At 68.3% G+C, this 15,234-nt stretch carries 17 protein-coding genes; 12 read left to right on the top strand and 5 right to left on the bottom strand.

Annotation, left to right across the window (positions count from 1 at the left end; translation table 11 throughout):
• Window positions 1-200 precede the first annotated feature (200 nt).
• Window positions 201-902 (bottom strand): lipoyl protein ligase domain-containing protein, encoded by a 702-nt coding sequence (locus CHB65_RS01770; RefSeq protein WP_089383317.1) that lies wholly within the window; start codon window positions 900-902, stop codon window positions 201-203.
• 154 nt (window positions 903-1,056) lie between these two features.
• Here CHB65_RS01770 and CHB65_RS01765 point away from each other — a divergent pair, with 154 nt between their 5' ends.
• From CHB65_RS01765 to CHB65_RS01755, 3 genes are read left to right on the top strand one after another with little or no spacing between them, the layout of a single operon-like run.
• Window positions 1,057-2,931 carry a sensor histidine kinase gene (locus CHB65_RS01765; protein WP_089383316.1) on the top strand — a complete coding sequence of 625 codons (1,875 nt, stop codon included), beginning with the start codon at window positions 1,057-1,059 and terminating at the stop codon, window positions 2,929-2,931.
• Window positions 2,928-3,866, top strand: a complete 939-nt coding sequence (locus tag CHB65_RS01760) for a hypothetical protein (protein ID WP_089383315.1) — start codon at window positions 2,928-2,930, stop codon at window positions 3,864-3,866. Before CHB65_RS01765 ends, CHB65_RS01760 begins: the two co-directional genes overlap by 4 nt.
• A gap of 50 nt (window positions 3,867-3,916) precedes the next feature.
• Window positions 3,917-4,381, top strand: a complete 465-nt coding sequence (locus tag CHB65_RS01755; protein WP_089383314.1) for a PaaI family thioesterase — start codon at window positions 3,917-3,919, stop codon at window positions 4,379-4,381.
• Window positions 4,382-4,437: 56 nt separating this feature from the next.
• On the opposite strand, the gene CHB65_RS01750 is transcribed toward CHB65_RS01755, so the two are convergent.
• Window positions 4,438-5,367: a hypothetical protein gene (locus tag CHB65_RS01750; RefSeq protein WP_089383313.1), complete on the bottom strand. Its 930-nt coding sequence runs from the start codon at window positions 5,365-5,367 to the stop codon at window positions 4,438-4,440.
• A gap of 148 nt (window positions 5,368-5,515) precedes the next feature.
• Complete coding sequence (locus tag CHB65_RS01745; RefSeq protein ID WP_089383312.1) at window positions 5,516-7,846, bottom strand: AAA family ATPase; 2,331 nt, start codon at window positions 7,844-7,846, stop codon at window positions 5,516-5,518.
• Window positions 7,847-8,003: 157 nt separating this feature from the next.
• Between CHB65_RS01745 and CHB65_RS17860 the strand changes: the two genes are divergently transcribed.
• The 4 genes from CHB65_RS17860 (at window position 8,004) to CHB65_RS01735 (ending at window position 10,593) form a co-directional block, all read left to right on the top strand.
• On the top strand, window positions 8,004-8,138 hold the full coding sequence (locus tag CHB65_RS17860) for a DUF7128 family protein (protein WP_281251543.1): 135 nt from the start codon (window positions 8,004-8,006) through the stop codon (window positions 8,136-8,138).
• Between the two features lie 109 nt (window positions 8,139-8,247).
• A complete protein-coding gene (locus CHB65_RS17235) occupies window positions 8,248-8,397 on the top strand; it encodes a hypothetical protein (protein WP_179213555.1) in 150 nt (49 codons plus the stop codon).
• A 7-nt stretch (window positions 8,398-8,404) separates the two neighbouring features.
• Window positions 8,405-9,772 carry a glycine cleavage T C-terminal barrel domain-containing protein gene (locus CHB65_RS01740; RefSeq protein ID WP_179213554.1) on the top strand — a complete coding sequence of 456 codons (1,368 nt, stop codon included), beginning with the start codon at window positions 8,405-8,407 and terminating at the stop codon, window positions 9,770-9,772.
• Between the two features lie 155 nt (window positions 9,773-9,927).
• Entirely contained in the window at window positions 9,928-10,593 is a 666-nt protein-coding gene (locus tag CHB65_RS01735) for a helix-turn-helix domain-containing protein (protein WP_089383463.1), read from the top strand.
• Between the two features lie 7 nt (window positions 10,594-10,600).
• Here the strand turns inward: CHB65_RS01735 and CHB65_RS01730 are convergent, their stop codons facing one another.
• Both CHB65_RS01730 and CHB65_RS01725 read right to left on the bottom strand, forming a co-directional pair.
• Entirely contained in the window at window positions 10,601-10,840 is a 240-nt protein-coding gene (locus CHB65_RS01730; RefSeq protein WP_089383311.1) for a DUF7508 domain-containing protein, read from the bottom strand.
• The gene (locus CHB65_RS01725; protein ID WP_089383462.1) at window positions 10,837-11,295 is read right to left on the bottom strand and encodes a DUF5796 family protein; all 459 of its coding nucleotides are present in this window, start codon (window positions 11,293-11,295) and stop codon (window positions 10,837-10,839) included. Before CHB65_RS01725 ends, CHB65_RS01730 begins: the two co-directional genes overlap by 4 nt.
• Before the next feature lie 146 nt (window positions 11,296-11,441).
• On the opposite strand from CHB65_RS01725, the gene CHB65_RS01720 reads away from it, so the two are divergent.
• The 5 genes from CHB65_RS01720 (at window position 11,442) to CHB65_RS01700 (ending at window position 15,205) form a co-directional block, all read left to right on the top strand.
• Window positions 11,442-12,704 (top strand): hypothetical protein, encoded by a 1,263-nt coding sequence (locus CHB65_RS01720; protein WP_089383310.1) that lies wholly within the window; start codon window positions 11,442-11,444, stop codon window positions 12,702-12,704.
• Window positions 12,704-13,165 carry a hypothetical protein gene (locus CHB65_RS01715; protein ID WP_089383461.1) on the top strand — a complete coding sequence of 154 codons (462 nt, stop codon included), beginning with the start codon at window positions 12,704-12,706 and terminating at the stop codon, window positions 13,163-13,165. Before CHB65_RS01720 ends, CHB65_RS01715 begins: the two co-directional genes overlap by 1 nt.
• 14 nt (window positions 13,166-13,179) lie before the next feature.
• Entirely contained in the window at window positions 13,180-13,881 is a 702-nt protein-coding gene (locus tag CHB65_RS01710; protein WP_143420334.1) for a hypothetical protein, read from the top strand.
• 89 nt (window positions 13,882-13,970) lie between these two features.
• A complete protein-coding gene (locus CHB65_RS01705; RefSeq protein WP_089383308.1) occupies window positions 13,971-14,912 on the top strand; it encodes a shikimate kinase in 942 nt (313 codons plus the stop codon).
• On the top strand, window positions 14,909-15,205 hold the full coding sequence (locus CHB65_RS01700) for a chorismate mutase (protein WP_089383307.1): 297 nt from the start codon (window positions 14,909-14,911) through the stop codon (window positions 15,203-15,205). Before CHB65_RS01705 ends, CHB65_RS01700 begins: the two co-directional genes overlap by 4 nt.
• Window positions 15,206-15,234 lie beyond the last annotated feature (29 nt).

Genomic DNA, 15,234 nt, shown 5'->3' with positions numbered 1-15,234 from the left:
TCATAGAGCTGGATCGACGGTCAAGCGTCCGGGGTCGGCGATCGTCGGTTGTTTATATAACCTCTATGGAGGTGGTTGTCCGTTATTTAAATAGCTGCCGTGAGCGTAGTCGTCTGTTTTTAAATAGTGTTTGTCGGCGTGGTCGCCGGTTATTTATGTACTTCCTGTAGGAATCGTTGTCGAACCCGTCCGTATCGGACTCACTCCACCGACCGGACACGTCGCGTTCCGTTTCCCCAGTCGCTGTTTATAAACCTATCCTCGATTTCGCGGGCGACGGGGCCGATCGCGACCGGGCCGCCGGCGGCTTCGACGCTGCCGACCGCGTCGGGATCGAAGGCGACGTCGAGCGCGCGGTAGACGGGATCGAGGACGGCTCCGACGGCCGCCGCGTCCGCCTCCGTGACGATCACACACCCGGCGACGAGCACCGCATCGCGGCGGACGCGCTGGGCGATGCCGGCCACCTTTCCGCCGGCGGGCACCCGCAGCGAGTGGGCACCCGGACAGAAGGAGGCGTCGGGTTCCCCGGCCTCGACGCATGCGCCGGTCTCGCGGAGAGCCCGACGGAGTATTCGGGTCGCGGTCGTGTATCGTTCGTCGATCCCACGGCGGCCGTTCTCCGTGGGCAGCGCGACCCCGAACGCGAGCATCGACCCGGTGTATGCGACCGCCCGCCCACCGACCTGACGTTCGATCGGCGGGTACCCATGATCACGGGCGATCCGCCGGGCGTGATCGTATGCGGCCGCCGCGGCGTCCCGCCGACCGAACGCGAGGTGCCGGTGGGGCCGCCAGACGCGGATCGTGGTGATGCCGGCGTCGGCCGCGCGGTCGAGCAGCGCCGCGGTGACCTCCCGATCGGCAGTCGGCGACTCCCCCCGGCCGCGGAGGATCTCCATGGAAGCGGCGAAGTCGCCGAGGATGAAGGCTCTTGTGGACGGTTGTATGTCCCTTGTACGTCGCCGCGTGAACCGTTCACGAGGACCGACGACGGTCGTGACACGGGCGTCCGACGCAAACGTTTTGCCCGTCGTGAGTGTCCATTCGGTATCGATGAGCGACCTCGCCGCGTTACCCGTCAGGGTCTACCTGTTCGTCTGCGTGGTCGTGGGCGTCGTGGCCCTCTGGCTCGCGCGGGACGCGTGGCTCGAACGCGACGAGCCGGGCGGGATCGAGGTCGCGTTCTATCTCGCGGCCGCCGCCGGGGTCTCCCTCCTCTATGCCGTGCGGATCGCCGCCTCCTCCGCCGACGTGATGGCGATCGCCCTCCAGCTCGCCACGCCGCTCGTGGCCGCCCTCCCGATCCTCTGGGTCAGCTTCGCGTTCGCGTACGGCGGCTACGACCGCTGGCGAACCGAACGCTGGATCGTCGCGCTCGCGGCACCGGCGGTGATCTGGGTGCTGCTCGCGTGGTCGAGCCGAACCCACGGACTCGCTCGGCGGTCCTTCGAGGCCGTCCAGGACGGCCCGTTCACGCTCTTGGAACTCGGGATCGGTCCCGCCGGTGTCGCGTTTCTCCTCTACGCGTACGCGCTGTATCTCGTCGGCGTGCTGGTCGCCCTCGACGTCTATCATCGGATCGGCAATCGATACCGGCTCCAGACGTTTCTGCTGCTGCTCGGCGCGACGTTTCCGCTCGTCGCCGGGGTCGCTACCGTCTTCGACGTCGGAAGCTTCGGCTTCCTCGATTGGACGCCGGTCGCGTTCGTGCTTCACGGGGTCTTCCTCTACGGAACCGTGTTCTGGCTCGGGACCCTCGATGCGACGATCGCCGCGCGCGACACCGCCGTCGAGGTGATGCAGGACCCGGTCATCGTCGCCGGCTCGGACGGCCGAATTCGCGACCTCAATCCCGCCGCCGAGCGGTTGCTTCCGCACGACGCGGCCGACTTGACCCTCTCCACGCTGCTCCCCCTGCTCGACTCCGACCGGGGGCAACCGATCGAGATCGACGGGCGCTACTTCGACGTGCAGGAGGATCCGATCCGCGACCCACGCGGTGCCGATCGGGGACACGTCTTCCTGCTCCGTGACGTGACGGCGCGTGAGCGCCGCCAGGAGGAACTCGAGCGACGCGAGGAACAGCTCGAACGGCAGAACGAGCGGCTGGAGGACTTCGCGGGGGTGGTCAGCCACGACCTTCGAAACCCGCTTGCGGCCGCCACGGCCGCGGTCGAACTCGCGAGACACGTGCCAGATGAGCGGGAGATGGCGCTGGAACGGGCGGCCGAGGCCCACGCGCAGATGGACGACCTGATCGACGGGTTGCTCTCGCTCGCGACCGCGGGGGAGGCGGTTGACTCGCTCGATGCGGTCTCCGTGGATGCGACCGTCCGAACCGTCTGGTCGCGGCTGGAGACCGCGGAGGCGACCCTCTCGATCGACGGGGATGCGACGATTCAGGCGGACCCCGACCGGCTCGCACAGCTCCTCGCGAACCTGTTCCGAAACGCGGTCGAACACGGCGGCGAGGACGTCTCGGTTCAGGTCCGAATCGAGCGTGGCGATACCACCGCCCGGATCGCTATCGAGGACGACGGGCCCGGCATCCCGGATGACGAACGGACGCGGGTGTTCGATCGCGGCGTTTCGCTCGGCGGGGGCACGGGGCTCGGGCTCGCCATCGTCGGCGACATCGTCGAGGCACACGGCTGGTCGATCGTTGCCGAGGAGGGAGAGGCGGGCGGCGCCCGATTCTGCATCGATGCGATCGCCCTCGCCGACACGGACGGGGATGCCGACGCGGGAGCTGACACGGGGGCCGACGCCGAGGGACCCCGGGGGGAACCGACTGTTGGGGAGGAACCGGACGTTGAAGGGACCGACGCGGAAGCTGCCACCGGTTCCGTGTCGGGAACCGAGGGAAACGGCGATGCGGTGTCGAAGACCGAGGGAACCGGCGGCCACGCAGGCATGGACCGGACGTGACGGCCACGGTCACGCTCCCGCGCGGAATTCTTCACCGCTACCGGCGGTTCTCGCGGTTCAACTCCCCTTACCCGGAACACGACGACGCCCGGGCCATCGACCTCTATCCGGGCGATGGGCGGGGGATCTCACCGGTGGCCGGAACCGTTCTGGAGACCCATACGGTCGGCTGTCCGAACCGGCCGTACGCCGCCGACACCGACCACGTGATCGTCATCGACCTCGCGGCGGACTACTGTGCGACCGTGGGTGCGGAACCCGGCACGACCGCCCGCGTGCTCCACGTCGTCCCGGCGGTCGAGCCGGGCGACCGCGTCGGCGTCGGCGACGACCTCGGACCGACCACGCGCTCGGGCTTTTTCGGCCGGTGGGTCGCCGATCACGTGCATCTCGGCTTTCGGCCGCCGGGGCAGAATCCCCTTCGAGCGAGCGGCTCCCTTCCGGTCGACATCGACGTCGACGTGGAACCGGTGGCCTGGAGCGGGCGGGGGACGGTCGTCGAGCGCGGCCCGGCACACGTCGTGCTCGATACCCCGCGACGACCGCATGAAACGGCGGACCGGTTCGCCGCGCTGGCGAGCGACGAGGGCATTCCGCTCGACGGCGGACTCACCCACTATGCGGCTGGCGGCACGTTTCCTCGCGCCGGGGCGAAGGCTGTGGAGGACGGCGGCGTCACACAGGGGGATGACGCCGGCGGCATCACGCTGTTGGGCACACGGGTTGGTCGCCGGCAGGGACGAGGGATCGATTGGGACCCGGTGGCGGTGTGTGCGAACGGGGAGCGGATCGTCGGGCTGTCGCTTTTCGCGTCGCGCCGCGAGCGGATCGGCGTCAAACTGGTCTGCCCGGACGCTGCCTTCGGGGTCGGCGAGGCGGTGACGGTGACGATCCGACCGATCGAGGACCCGATCCGACTGGGTGTCGGTCGATAGCCGCCGCGACGTTCCGGTGCGTACAAACCCCCGCCCCGCGAGCCCGGAATATGCACGAGTTCGACCCGGACGACGCCGAGCCGCTCGCGGAGGACGCGGTCTCGTTCATCCGGCGGCGGATCGAGGAGGAGCACGGCTACCTCTCCTGGCTGAATACGCGCGTTGACGCCGCCGAACGTGGCCGGATCGTCCTCTCCATACCGTTCGCGGAGAAACTGACGAACGAGGACGGTCGCACCATCCACGGCGGGGTCGCCGCAACGCTGATCGACACCGCGGGCGGGATCGCCCAGCGGACGACGTTCGACGATCCGCTCGCCGGCGGCGTCGCGACGGTGAATCTCAACACGAACTACCTGCGGCCCGCGACCGGCGACCTCCGCGCGGAGGCGCACGTCGTCCGCGCCGGTGGCTCCATCGGGGTGAGCGACATGCGGGTGACGAGCACCGACGATGATGGCGCAACGAAGGCGGTCGTCGTCGGCCAGGGCTCCTTCCGGCTGTTCCGCGGGTAAGCGAGTCGAAATCACCCCAAACCACCGCAAACCACCGCATGGTCCCTCAGGGACGCTCACGCCGGCGTGGCTGACCGGCCGACGACTACGAACGCCACGTACGGCACGATGAACCCGACGACGAACCCGACGAGGTGCGCGTAGACGTTGCTCCCGAACGGCACGAAGACGAGCGACCCGAGGATCCCGGCGAACGCGACGCTTCCGGCGGTCACGTAGAGCAGTTCGCGCGCCGCCGGGAGGTCGAGTCCGCCGATCCGGGGCCGTCCGACGGTGCCGAGGAGGCCGACGGCAGCGACGGCCGTCGCGATGGCGAATGCGGCGGCGATGGACGGCAGCGGCGGAAAGTAGGAGACGCCGCCCGGGGCGAGAAAGACGACCGTGAGGGCTCCGAGGGCGACGACGATCGACCAGCGGGCGTCGACGTCGGCGGCTGCCGGTGTGGCGGCGTCACCAGCCGACGGACCCTCACGCGACAGCGCGACGAACCAGACGACGACGAGGTAGCCGAGCAGCGCGCCGTTGACGTCCGAGAACCCGGCCGCCGGGGCGTTCGTCACCGTGCCGAGGATCGCGAGCGTCGTCCACGCGGAGGCGAGCGGAACGACGGTGAGGTAGATCACCATCGAGTAGAGCAGCCGCCGTCGCCACCCCGCGATCACGGACAGCGGATATGCGACCCCGACGAGCAACCAGTAGTTCACCACATTGTCGATGAGATGGGTTCCGGAGGTGTGGACGAAACTGGAGGCGAAGGCGGTCCACAGCGTCGTTCGACTTTCGAGGACGCCCTCGGCGGCGAGCGAGAATCGCCACGTCTCCGTGCCGGGGAGCACCGAGAGCGCGACGAGAAGCAGCGGCAGCGGGATCGCGACGAGGAACAGGTCGAGGGGTGGTCGCGAGCGGATCGCCGCGGCGGCGCTCCTCGCGAGCCCACGGACGGTCGGGGTGTCGTCGGCATCGACGCCGGATCCCTCGCCGGCCATGGAGACGGTATGTACGGACCGACCAAAGGCGTTGCCCGCGCCGGCGGTGAGCGGTTCTGGGTCCGCGCGGTTCGCCCGATCCGCGCTCGTGCGGCCCGCCCGATCCGCGCTCGTGCGGCCCGCCCGATCCGCGCTCGTGAGGCCCGGTCTACGCTCGTGAGGCCCGCACTGTCGAGAGTGCGGCGCTGAAGTCGTCGTCGGTAACCCCGATCTCGTCGGCGTGGTCGTTCGCCGCCTCCCCGTGTTCGTCGGCGACCCGTTCTATCGCCTGCAGGGCCGCCTCACGGCAGACTGAGGCGATCTCCGCGCCGGAGAAGCCCTCGGTCTCGTCGGCCAGCCGATCGAGATCGACCCCGTCGACGAGCGGCTTCCCCTCGGTGTGGACCGCGAACACCTTCCGGCGCGCGTCGCGGTCGGGCTCTGGAACCTCCACATGCGTCTCCAATCGTCCCGGCCTGAGCAGGGCGGGATCGAGCGCCATCCGACGGTTCGTCGCCGCGAGCACGACGAGGTTCGGGTTGTCGCTCGCGCGATCCAGCTCCGTCAACAGCTGTGAGACGACCCGCTCGCTCACGCCGGAGTCGCCGCCACCGGCCCCGTCGCGGTCGGCCGCGACCGCGTCGATCTCGTCGAAAAAGACGATCGCGGGTGCCGCCTGACGGGCCCGATCGAAGAGGTCCCGAACGGCCTTTTCGGACTCGCCGACGTAGCGGTCGAGCAGCTCGGGACCGGCGACCTCGATGAAGTTGACCCCGCTCTCGCCGGCGATCGCCCGCGCGAGAAGCGTCTTTCCCGTCCCCGGCGGGCCGTGTAATAACACGCCCGTCGGGGGGTCCGCGTTGGCGGCCGAAAACAGCGGCGCGTACGAGAGCGGCCACGTCACCGCCCGCGCGAGCTTCTCCTTTGCCTCCTCAAGCCCGCCGACGTCGTCGAAGTCCGTCGTCGGCTGCTCGGCGACGTACTCGCGCATGGCGCTCGGCTCGACCGAGGCGTGGGCCGCCTCGAAGTCGGCCTTCCCGACCGTCACTTCCGAGAGGGCGGTCGAATCGCTCGCGCGGGCGCGTCGTAACGCGACCATCGCGGCCTCCTGTGCGAGCCCCTCGATGTCGGCGCCGACGAAGCCGTGGGTGCGGGCGGCGATCCGGTCGAGGTCGACGTCCTCGGCGAGCGGCATCCGTCGCGTGTGGACGTCGAGGATCTGCCGGCGTCCGGCCTCGCCGGGGACGCCGATCTCGATCTCGCGGTCGAACCGGCCGCCGCGCCGGAGCGCCGGATCGAGGCTGTCGACGCGGTTGGTCGCCCCGAGGACGATCACGTCGCCGCGGGCGTCGAGGCCGTCCATGAGCGAGAGCAACTGGCCGACGACGCGGTTCTCCACGTCGCCGCCGTCGTCGCGTTTGCCGGCGATCGAGTCGATCTCATCGAAGAAGATGATGGCGGGCGCCTGCTCGCTCGCCCGCTGGAACCGCTCGCGGAGCCGCTCCTCGCTCTCGCCTTTATATTTCGACATGATCTCGGGGCCGTCGATGGTGATGAACGTCGCGTCCACCTCGTTGGCGACGGCGCGCGCGATGAGCGTCTTGCCCGTGCCGGGCGGGCCGTACAACAGCACGCCCTTCGGCGGGTCGATCCCGAGCCGGGTGAAGACGTCCGGCTCCGACAACGGCAGCTCGATCGTCTCACGGACCAACTCCAACTCCTCATCGAGCCCGCCGATGTCCTCGTAGGTCGCCCCCGCGGTGTGTTCCGCCGGTGGCTCCACGTCGTCGGGACCCGAACCGACGGGCGAGGAGCGGCCGGAGCCACGTCGGCTCCCCGATCGCGACCCTGCGGCACCATCGGTTCCGGTCCCAGCTCCGGTTCCGGAGTCACCCCCCGCGGCTTCGGACGACCCTCGTCCCGACGACCTGCTCCCGGAGGCGTCCGACGTCGACGAGCTTGACCCCGAACTCGACGTCGCGTCCGAGTCGTCCTCGCGGTAGCTGACACGCACATTGGTTCTATCGACGATCCGAACCGTGCCGGACGGCTCACAGCCGGCGACGACGAAGCGGAGCCCGCCGAGCCGCTCGACGTGGACCGCCTCGCCGCGCGTGATCGGCCGGTCACGGAGGTCACGGGCGAGCGCCCGCTCGACCGCCTCGCGGCTGACGTCGACGGTCGCGAGCCGCGCCGGTGCGGCGAAGGTGACCCGCTGGGCGTCCGCGACGTCGATGGGGACGACGTGTACGGTGTCGCCGACTTTCACGCCGGCGTTCGCGCGGGTGTCGGCGTCGATGAGTATGGAGCCGTCATGGGCGTCGGGCCCGCCGGGCCACACCTTCGCAACCGTCGTGCGATCGCCTTCGATCCGGACGGTGTCACCGCTGAGGAGGCCGAGTCGCCGTCGGGCGGATTCGGGGAGCCGGGCGATACCGCGTCCCGCGTCCCGCTTTTCGGCCGCACGAACCGTGAGCCGGACGCCAGGGGTATCGTTCATATATCCGATAGCGGCGCGTCACCCTTTACGCTTGCCCGATGCGTCGGGGCCGACCGGTGGTGCTCGGGACGGTCGGCGTCGAGGGGGCTCGGGACGGTCGGCGTCGGAAGCGTGTGGCGGCGACAACGGTTTTACCCCTGACATGGTACCACTACGCATGGTCACGTCGACGAAACGGGACGGGATGACCTGGTACGCCTGTGAGGTGTGTGAACTACTCTTCGCCGACCGGGAGGAGGCGGAGACACACGAGGGGTCCTGTGATGGCGACGGGCCCGACTATCTCCAGTGATCCACGTTCATATTCGGACCGAGCCGAGGCGGGTCCGGCCTCGGTCGTATATAAGTGGGTTATTCGGTTAACACCGAGAGCGATGTGGCTCCATCGGCTATGTTTGTGTATGCACCAGCGAAACGACGCCGTCGGTCGAAACCGTGACGCCGAACCGAAGTTCTACGCCCCTGCGAGCGGTACTCCGCCGTTCGGCACCCGCCGTCTCGAACGACTCTGGGTATCGCTTTTCGACCGGGACGGCGAGACCCGCGGATAACCCGACGATGACGGGATCCGGGCGCCATCCGAACCATCCGAGCATCGACCAGTCCGACCGCAGCGTACCGCGAAACCTCAGACAGACGGGCGATGCGGACATCGACCTCGTGATCTCCACGCGAGGACGCAAATCGCCGTTCTGGCACCTCTCCGTCGAGGAGGGCTGTCATCAGGCGACGATGTACAACCACATGTACCACCCGCGTGCCTACATCAACCCCGAAGACGGGGGCGCGGCGGCGGAATACGACCTGCTGGTCAACCACGTCGCGTTGTGGGACGTCGCCGTCGAACGACAGATCCGTGTGAAAGGCCCCGACGCCGAGGCGTTCGTCGATTACGTCATCACGCGCGATGCGACCGACATCGAGCCGATGTCCGGAAAGTACGCCATCTGCTGTGATCACGACGGGGGCATCCTCAACGACTTCGTCCTGTTACGACCCGACACGGACGAGTTCTGGTTCTCCATCGCCGACTCCGACCTGCTGTTGTGGCTGCGGGGGGTCACCGACGGCCACGACTTCGCGGTCGAGATCGACGAGATCGACGTCTCGCCGATGCAGGTGCAGGGGCCGAAATCGGCATCCGTGATCGAGTCGCTCATCGGCGACGCGGTCGAGGACGTACCGTACTACGGGCTGTTGGAGGCGACCATCGGCGGCGCCCCGGTGTTGGTGAGCCGAACGGGGTTCTCCGGCGAGGCGGGCTTCGAGATCTACGTCCGCGAGGCGACCGCGAACGCGGAGGCCGTCTGGAACCCGGTGCTTGAGACGGTCAAAGCTCACGGCGGCGCCGCGACGCCGGTGAACGGACGCCGACGGATCGCCGCCGGCATCCTCTCTCTGGGCCAGGACATGGATCACGAGACGTCGCCGTTCCAGGTCAACCTCGGCTATCACGTTCCCGATGACGGCGGCAGAGAGTACATCGGCAAGGCCGCGCTGGAACGGCAGCGTGCGGTCATCGAGGACGGCGGGTTCCCGTTTACACACAAGCTGGTCGGGCTGAAACTGGGCGGCGAGCCGATCACGGGCTGGCCTTCCGACTACTGGCTCATCTCGGACCCCGAGACGGGCGAGGAGTGCGGCTACCTGACGTCGGCGGGATGGAGCCCGGAGCTCGAGACCAACATCGGCCTCGGATTCGTGCCGGCGGAGACGCTTCAGGCCGCGACCGACGTGCCCCTCGACGACTCGATATATAAAACGGACGTCGACCTCGCGTTCGACGTGCACCTCCCCGACGCGTTCGCCGAGGTGGCCGGTGAACCCGTCCAGGCGACGATGGCGAAGGTGCCGTTCAGGGCGTCGGCCAATCCCAGCGCCCGCGATCGACCCGAGCGCCACGCCGGCGACGGGGACGCCCAGTAAGAGTCGACCCTCGGTACGCACCCGGGGGAGTCCACGGAGCCGGCACCGACCGAGTTAATCCGGTGTACGACCATCGGATCGACGTCGAACCGACAGCGCCTCACAACGCCAGCGGATCCACGAATCCACCGTCATCACCCGACACCCGACCATCCATGAGCGATATTAAAGCCGCCATCCGTATCGAACATCCCGACATCGTCCTCACGAAGACGGTCACGCATGACGGCAGCGCGACGGTCACCTCGGTGTTGGAGGCGGGGACCGACCCGACGTCCGGAAAATTCTTCTATCGCATCCAGTCGGACGATTTCGATCGATTCGAGGACGGACTGCGGCTGGATCACACCGTCGGCGAGTTCGAACGGGTGATCGAACCGGGCGACGGGCGGGCGATCTACAGCTTCGAGTACACCGACGAGGCGAAGGTCATCTCGCCGATCATCTCGGCCGCGAACGGCGTCATCCTCGATATGAAAAACGACGGAAACGGGTGGGTGTTGACGGTTTGGATGCCCGAGCGACAGCGACTGAGCTCGCTCTGGGAGTACGCGGAACGGAACGACGTCGGGATCGAGCTGTTGCGTGTGAACCAGTATGCCAGTTTGGAGCGAGCGGACGCGGGAGTGACCGACGCACAGCGACAGGCGCTTCTCGTCGCGCTCGAGACGGGCTACTTCGAGGAGCCGCGCGATGCGACGCTTGGGGACGTCGCGGCCGACCTGGACATCTCTCAGCCCGCGGCGAGCGGGCTCCTCAGGCGGGGGATGAAACGGCTCGTCCTCTCCTCGCTCGTCGATGACGACGAACAGGGTGAATGAGAACCGACTACCCCTCGACGTGCTCCTCCAGGATCCGCTCGGCGTGCTCGGGGGAGGTGGCGAGCTCCCAGCGGACCTTCGCGGCATCGCCGTACGCGAGCGTCTCCTTCAGCTCATCGCGGAGGACGCCGGTGCCGAACCCGACCGTGTTGCCGTCGGCGTCGCCGAGTTCATAGCACGCGTAGCGGTCCGGTGCGCTCCGAACGGTTCCCCGATCGAGGTCGCGCCACGGCTTGTGGAAGCTCATCGGTACGCGTCGAGACCGTCCTCCGGCGGGGCAAGGAGCTCGTAGCTCGCCTCCTGCCACTCGTCCTCGACGAAGACGAACACGCGTCCGCCGGCGACCTCCGGGTCGGCGACGACCTCGTTGCGCTGTCCCTTTCGGCCGACGATGACCCCCGGGAACACCTCCTCGCGTTCGCCGTCTTCAAGAATGACCCGTCCGACGCCGGAGTCGCGAAGGATCTCGTCGTCCGTCTTGTAGTCGTTCACGTAGGTCATCACGCCCTCCGTCTCCGTCGGGTCGGTGACGAGCACATGGGTCTCCTTGCCGGGTCCGGTGATAAAGGATCCCTCGACCGCTTCGGGCACGCCCCGATACAGCGTCGTTCGCCCGTCGAGGTACTCGACGACGACGCCCTCCTCGCGGAGTTCGATACCGATCGACGTGGGTGGGACGTCGCCATGTGCGTGCGTGGACATGTCGGTACGTCCGTCGTCGTCGTTCAAAAGGGACCCGCTCCGCCCGGTGGAAACCCCCGGGCGATGCACCGACGTCGCCCCCGTCGAATATTCGGTCACGATAATCGCGTGGCTATATTTATACGTCGCCACCGTGGAAAGGGGGTATGAAACGGACCCGGCGTGCGGTGCTCGGTGCCGGACTCGTCGCCGGACTCGCCGGCTGTCTCGGCGCGGAAGGGGTACGCTATCCGGACGAGTATGCCGGCGACGCCGCAGTCGATGCGGTCGACGCGCCGGAGAACGACGAAGCGATCGACGCGTCCGCGGACGACGGTCGGGACAACGAGGCGCTCGCGGAGGCGACCCGCCGTGTCGTCGACGACGCCCTCTGGTTCGCGACGGAGTACCCGGAGGCCGTCGAGACCTATCTCGAGGCGGTGGGTGGTGTCGTCTCCGAGATCGATGCCGTACGTGAGGCCGTCGAGGAGGACGAGGCGGTCGACGTCGAACAGGCGGAGGGACTCGAGGCCGTCGGCATGGCCGCCGCCGAGACCGCGGGCGACGCGCTCGAACCACACTTCGGACCCCGAGGGCGGATCGAACAACGAACCGAGCGACACGTGACGGTCCTCAAGGAGTTCGCGAGACGCGACGACGTCGACCGCTTCCTCGAGGAGATCGATCGGATGCGACGGACGTTCGGTGGGATGGCCACGGACGCCTATGTCGACGAACAGTTCTCCCGCGATCCGATACACAATCGGCTCCTCAACCGCATGCTGTACCCGCTGCCGGTGGACAGTGACGACCGACGGGAGGTTCGCGAAGGGACGCTCATCGAGCTGGCAGTCGCGAGCGAGGGGCTTACCACATACGTCGGCTTACCGTACGACGACGAGTTCTCACGCGAGCAGCGACCCCGGATCTATGGCAGCCCGATAGGCGGCGACCGGCGCGAGGAGATCCGGGCTCGATTCGGGCCGGTGGTCAGACCCGGGGACCGGACCGCCGAACTCTTCGTCGTCTTTGCCGAGCGACCGCAGCCGGATGAGGACCCGGACGAGGTGTTCGAGGGCTGGCCGGAGGATCTCGATGGAGTTCCCGTCTACGTTCAACGCTATCCGGACGCGGAGACCGCCGCCGATCACCTCGATGCGATCGCCGTCGACGCCCGTACCGAGGACGATGAGCCGATCGATCCGGGCGTCAGTCGAACCGAAGGTCCCGACGCGGCGACACACTGGCATCGGATCTACCATCACGAGGCGCAGGGGGAACGGTACGCGTTCGACGAGCACGCCGGTGTCCAGTACGGCTACGTCGTTCGCGCGGGCGAATTCCTTTTGCCCACCGGATTCTCCGGGGATGCGTGGGAGGAACGCGCCGGCTGGCAGGGACCGCTCGCCGATGGATGGGTGGTGACCTGATGCGAGTCGCAGAGACCGGCCTCCTCGTGACGTGCTTCGCGATCATCGGCGCCGGCGTCGGCCTCGTCGGGGTCGTCACGACCGGCTGGGTTGAGACCGCCTTCGCGGCCGAAGCGACCGGGGACGCCGAACGATTTGGGCCGATCTTCGTCGCCCAGTTGTACCTCTCCGTCACCGCGGCGGCGCTCGTCGGGGCACCGCTCGTCGCCGGCGTCCTCGGCATGCTCGTCGGCTCCCGGGCGTACGATGCTCGGGAGGCGGCGTCGACCTGTGGGGTCGGCTCGGGCGTCGGCGCGCTCGGCTACGGCCTGATCGTGATCGGGCTCGTCGTCGGATCCCAAGGTGCGGCGGCCGACCAGGCGTACGGCTTTTCGGACGCGCTCGGCGCCCTCGCGGCGACGACGGTGGGATCCGGCGTCGTCGGTGGAATGACCGGCATGCTCGGAGCGTGGGTCGGATGACGGGAAAAGACCGTATGGATGTGACAGAAATGGATGACGAGAACGGGATCGAAGCGACTTCCGAAACCCCGAAGCCGGTGTATTCGGCGTCGACACGGCTGAGTCGCCGGCGGCTGACCGCGCTGGCGATCCCGATCGCGCTCGCGGGCTGTTTCGAGGAACCGGAACCCGCTCCCGGGGAGCCCGACGATCCATCGGACGACACTGGGGGGAACGGAGATGATGACGACGGAACCGACGCGAACGGGGCGGATGACGACGATGGCGACGATGGCGACGATGACGACGATGGCGACGATGGTGACGATGACGGCGATGACGGCGATGACGACGATGGAGAGCCAACCCCGGATCGGGTCGATCCCGAGGACGCCGGGGTGACCGTCACGGAGGCGACGGTGACGGACGTGACCGAATGCAACACTCGGACGATCATCACGGCGGAGCTCGAGGTTGAAAACACCGGCCGGTTCGAGTACGGGATCCTCGAGTTCCGCGTCGACGCGTACAAGACGCGTCCGAACGATCCGTCACGGGAGCCGGTCGGATTCGAATACCGCAGGGCGCGCTTTGGGCCCGGGGATCGGTTCTCCGATGGGGACGAAACCGTCTCCGTCGAGGTCGATATTCGAAGCCGGGACGGCGCGATGCGTGCGGACCCGAACTGGTACGACGTTGACGCTGCCGTTCGTCACGCGGAGCCGAGCGACGGGTGAGCCGGGACCGGCCCACGACTGACCTTCGTGCGGGCGGCACGCTCGGCCGGGACCGCCAACTCTTTGAGGTCGCTTAACGGCGTGCGTGTATGGAGGGACGGGCCGCCGCGCTCGGCGCGGGAACCGTGTTGAACGCGCTGGCGACGGGCACCGGCGCCGCGTTCGGCATCGACGTCGAGACGCGCGCTCGGGTCGAACTCGACCCGAACGCGGCGACGAACGGCGTCGAAGGGACTATCGCTGGGGCCCCGGACGCGGACACGACGCTCATCGAGCGCTGCGTCGCACTCGCGACCGAGCGGTGGGGCGACGGCGAGGGTGGCACGGTCGAAACCGAAAGCGACGTGCCGCTCGCCGCCGGCCTCAAGAGTTCGAGCGCCGCCGCCAACGCGACCGTGCTCGCGACCTGTGCCGCACTCGGTTTGACCGTCGGCGACGACGCTGGTGATCCGGCGGTCGACGTCACCCGTATCGACGCATGTCGTCTCGGCGTCCGCGCTGCCCGCGAGGCGGGAGTCACCGTCACCGGCGCGTTCGACGACGCGAGCGCCTCGATGCTCGGCGGGATCTGTCTCACCGACAACACGAACGACGAACTCCGCTCGCGCGAGCCGGTCGAGTGGGACGTGCTCGTTTGGACGCCGCCCGAGCGCGCCTACAGCGCCGATGCCGACGTGGACCGGTGTTCGGCCGTCGCGCGGATGGCCGACCTCGTCGCCGACCTCGCCGCTACCGGCCGCTACGTCGAGGCGATGTCGGTGAACGGCCTGGCGTTCTCGGCCGCGCTCGGTTTCGATCCGGACCCGGCCGTCGAGGCGATGCCCGACGTCGCTGGCGTCTCGCTGTCCGGGACCGGGCCGAGCGTCGTCGCCGTCGCCGAGCCCGAAAACCCCGACCACGACCTCGACGCCGTCGCCGACCGCTGGAGCGAGCGTCCCGGAACGCTTCGGCGGACGGCGACGCGGAACGATGGGGCGCGAGTCATCGATGGGCCCGCCACCGAGACGAACACACAGACCGATACACCATGAGCACTGACCAACCCAACCCCGAGGAGATGACGCTCGACGAACTGCGCGCGGAGATCCAGGAGATCGACCGCGACATCGTCGAACTGATCGCCCGTCGAACGTACGTCGCCGACACCGTCGCCGCGGTCAAAAACGAACGGGATCTCCCGACCACCGATGAGGGCCAAGAGGAGCGCGTGATGGATCGGGCCGGTGAGAACGCCGAGCGGTTCGATCTCGACGCCAACCTCGTGAAGGCGGTCTTCCGGCTTTTGATCGAGTTGAACAAGGTGGAACAGCGACAGTCACGGTGATTTTTCGTCCGACCCGGTGATGCCGTTCG

Origin of the sequence: Halorubrum vacuolatum (assembly GCF_900188065.1) — an archaeon.
GTDB lineage: Archaea > Halobacteriota > Halobacteria > Halobacteriales > Haloferacaceae > Halorubrum > Halorubrum vacuolatum.
Note: the sequence above shows the minus strand (reverse complement) of the source record. Positions and strands in the feature narration are given on the sequence as shown.

Bases quoted from the DNA above. Each gene is read 5' to 3' on its own strand.
- CHB65_RS01770 (WP_089383317.1), bottom strand. From the start codon at position 902: ATGGAGATCCTCCGCGGCCGGGGGGAGTCGCCGACTGCCGATCGGGAG.
- CHB65_RS01700 (WP_089383307.1), top strand. From the start codon at position 14,909: ATGAGCACTGACCAACCCAACCCCGAGGAGATGACGCTCGACGAACTG.
- CHB65_RS01750 (WP_089383313.1), bottom strand. From the start codon at position 5,367: ATGGCCGGCGAGGGATCCGGCGTCGATGCCGACGACACCCCGACCGTC.
- CHB65_RS17860 (WP_281251543.1), top strand. From the start codon at position 8,004: ATGGTCACGTCGACGAAACGGGACGGGATGACCTGGTACGCCTGTGAG.
- CHB65_RS01755 (WP_089383314.1), top strand. From the start codon at position 3,917: ATGCACGAGTTCGACCCGGACGACGCCGAGCCGCTCGCGGAGGACGCG.
- CHB65_RS01745 (WP_089383312.1), bottom strand. From the start codon at position 7,846: ATGAACGATACCCCTGGCGTCCGGCTCACGGTTCGTGCGGCCGAAAAG.
- CHB65_RS01715 (WP_089383461.1), top strand. From the start codon at position 12,704: ATGCGAGTCGCAGAGACCGGCCTCCTCGTGACGTGCTTCGCGATCATC.
- CHB65_RS01725 (WP_089383462.1), bottom strand. From the start codon at position 11,295: ATGTCCACGCACGCACATGGCGACGTCCCACCCACGTCGATCGGTATC.
- CHB65_RS01710 (WP_143420334.1), top strand. From the start codon at position 13,180: ATGGATGTGACAGAAATGGATGACGAGAACGGGATCGAAGCGACTTCC.
- CHB65_RS01720 (WP_089383310.1), top strand. From the start codon at position 11,442: ATGAAACGGACCCGGCGTGCGGTGCTCGGTGCCGGACTCGTCGCCGGA.
- CHB65_RS01705 (WP_089383308.1), top strand. From the start codon at position 13,971: ATGGAGGGACGGGCCGCCGCGCTCGGCGCGGGAACCGTGTTGAACGCG.
- CHB65_RS01730 (WP_089383311.1), bottom strand. From the start codon at position 10,840: ATGAGCTTCCACAAGCCGTGGCGCGACCTCGATCGGGGAACCGTTCGG.
- CHB65_RS01740 (WP_179213554.1), top strand. From the start codon at position 8,405: ATGACGGGATCCGGGCGCCATCCGAACCATCCGAGCATCGACCAGTCC.
- CHB65_RS01735 (WP_089383463.1), top strand. From the start codon at position 9,928: ATGAGCGATATTAAAGCCGCCATCCGTATCGAACATCCCGACATCGTC.
- CHB65_RS01765 (WP_089383316.1), top strand. From the start codon at position 1,057: ATGAGCGACCTCGCCGCGTTACCCGTCAGGGTCTACCTGTTCGTCTGC.
- CHB65_RS17235 (WP_179213555.1), top strand. From the start codon at position 8,248: ATGCACCAGCGAAACGACGCCGTCGGTCGAAACCGTGACGCCGAACCG.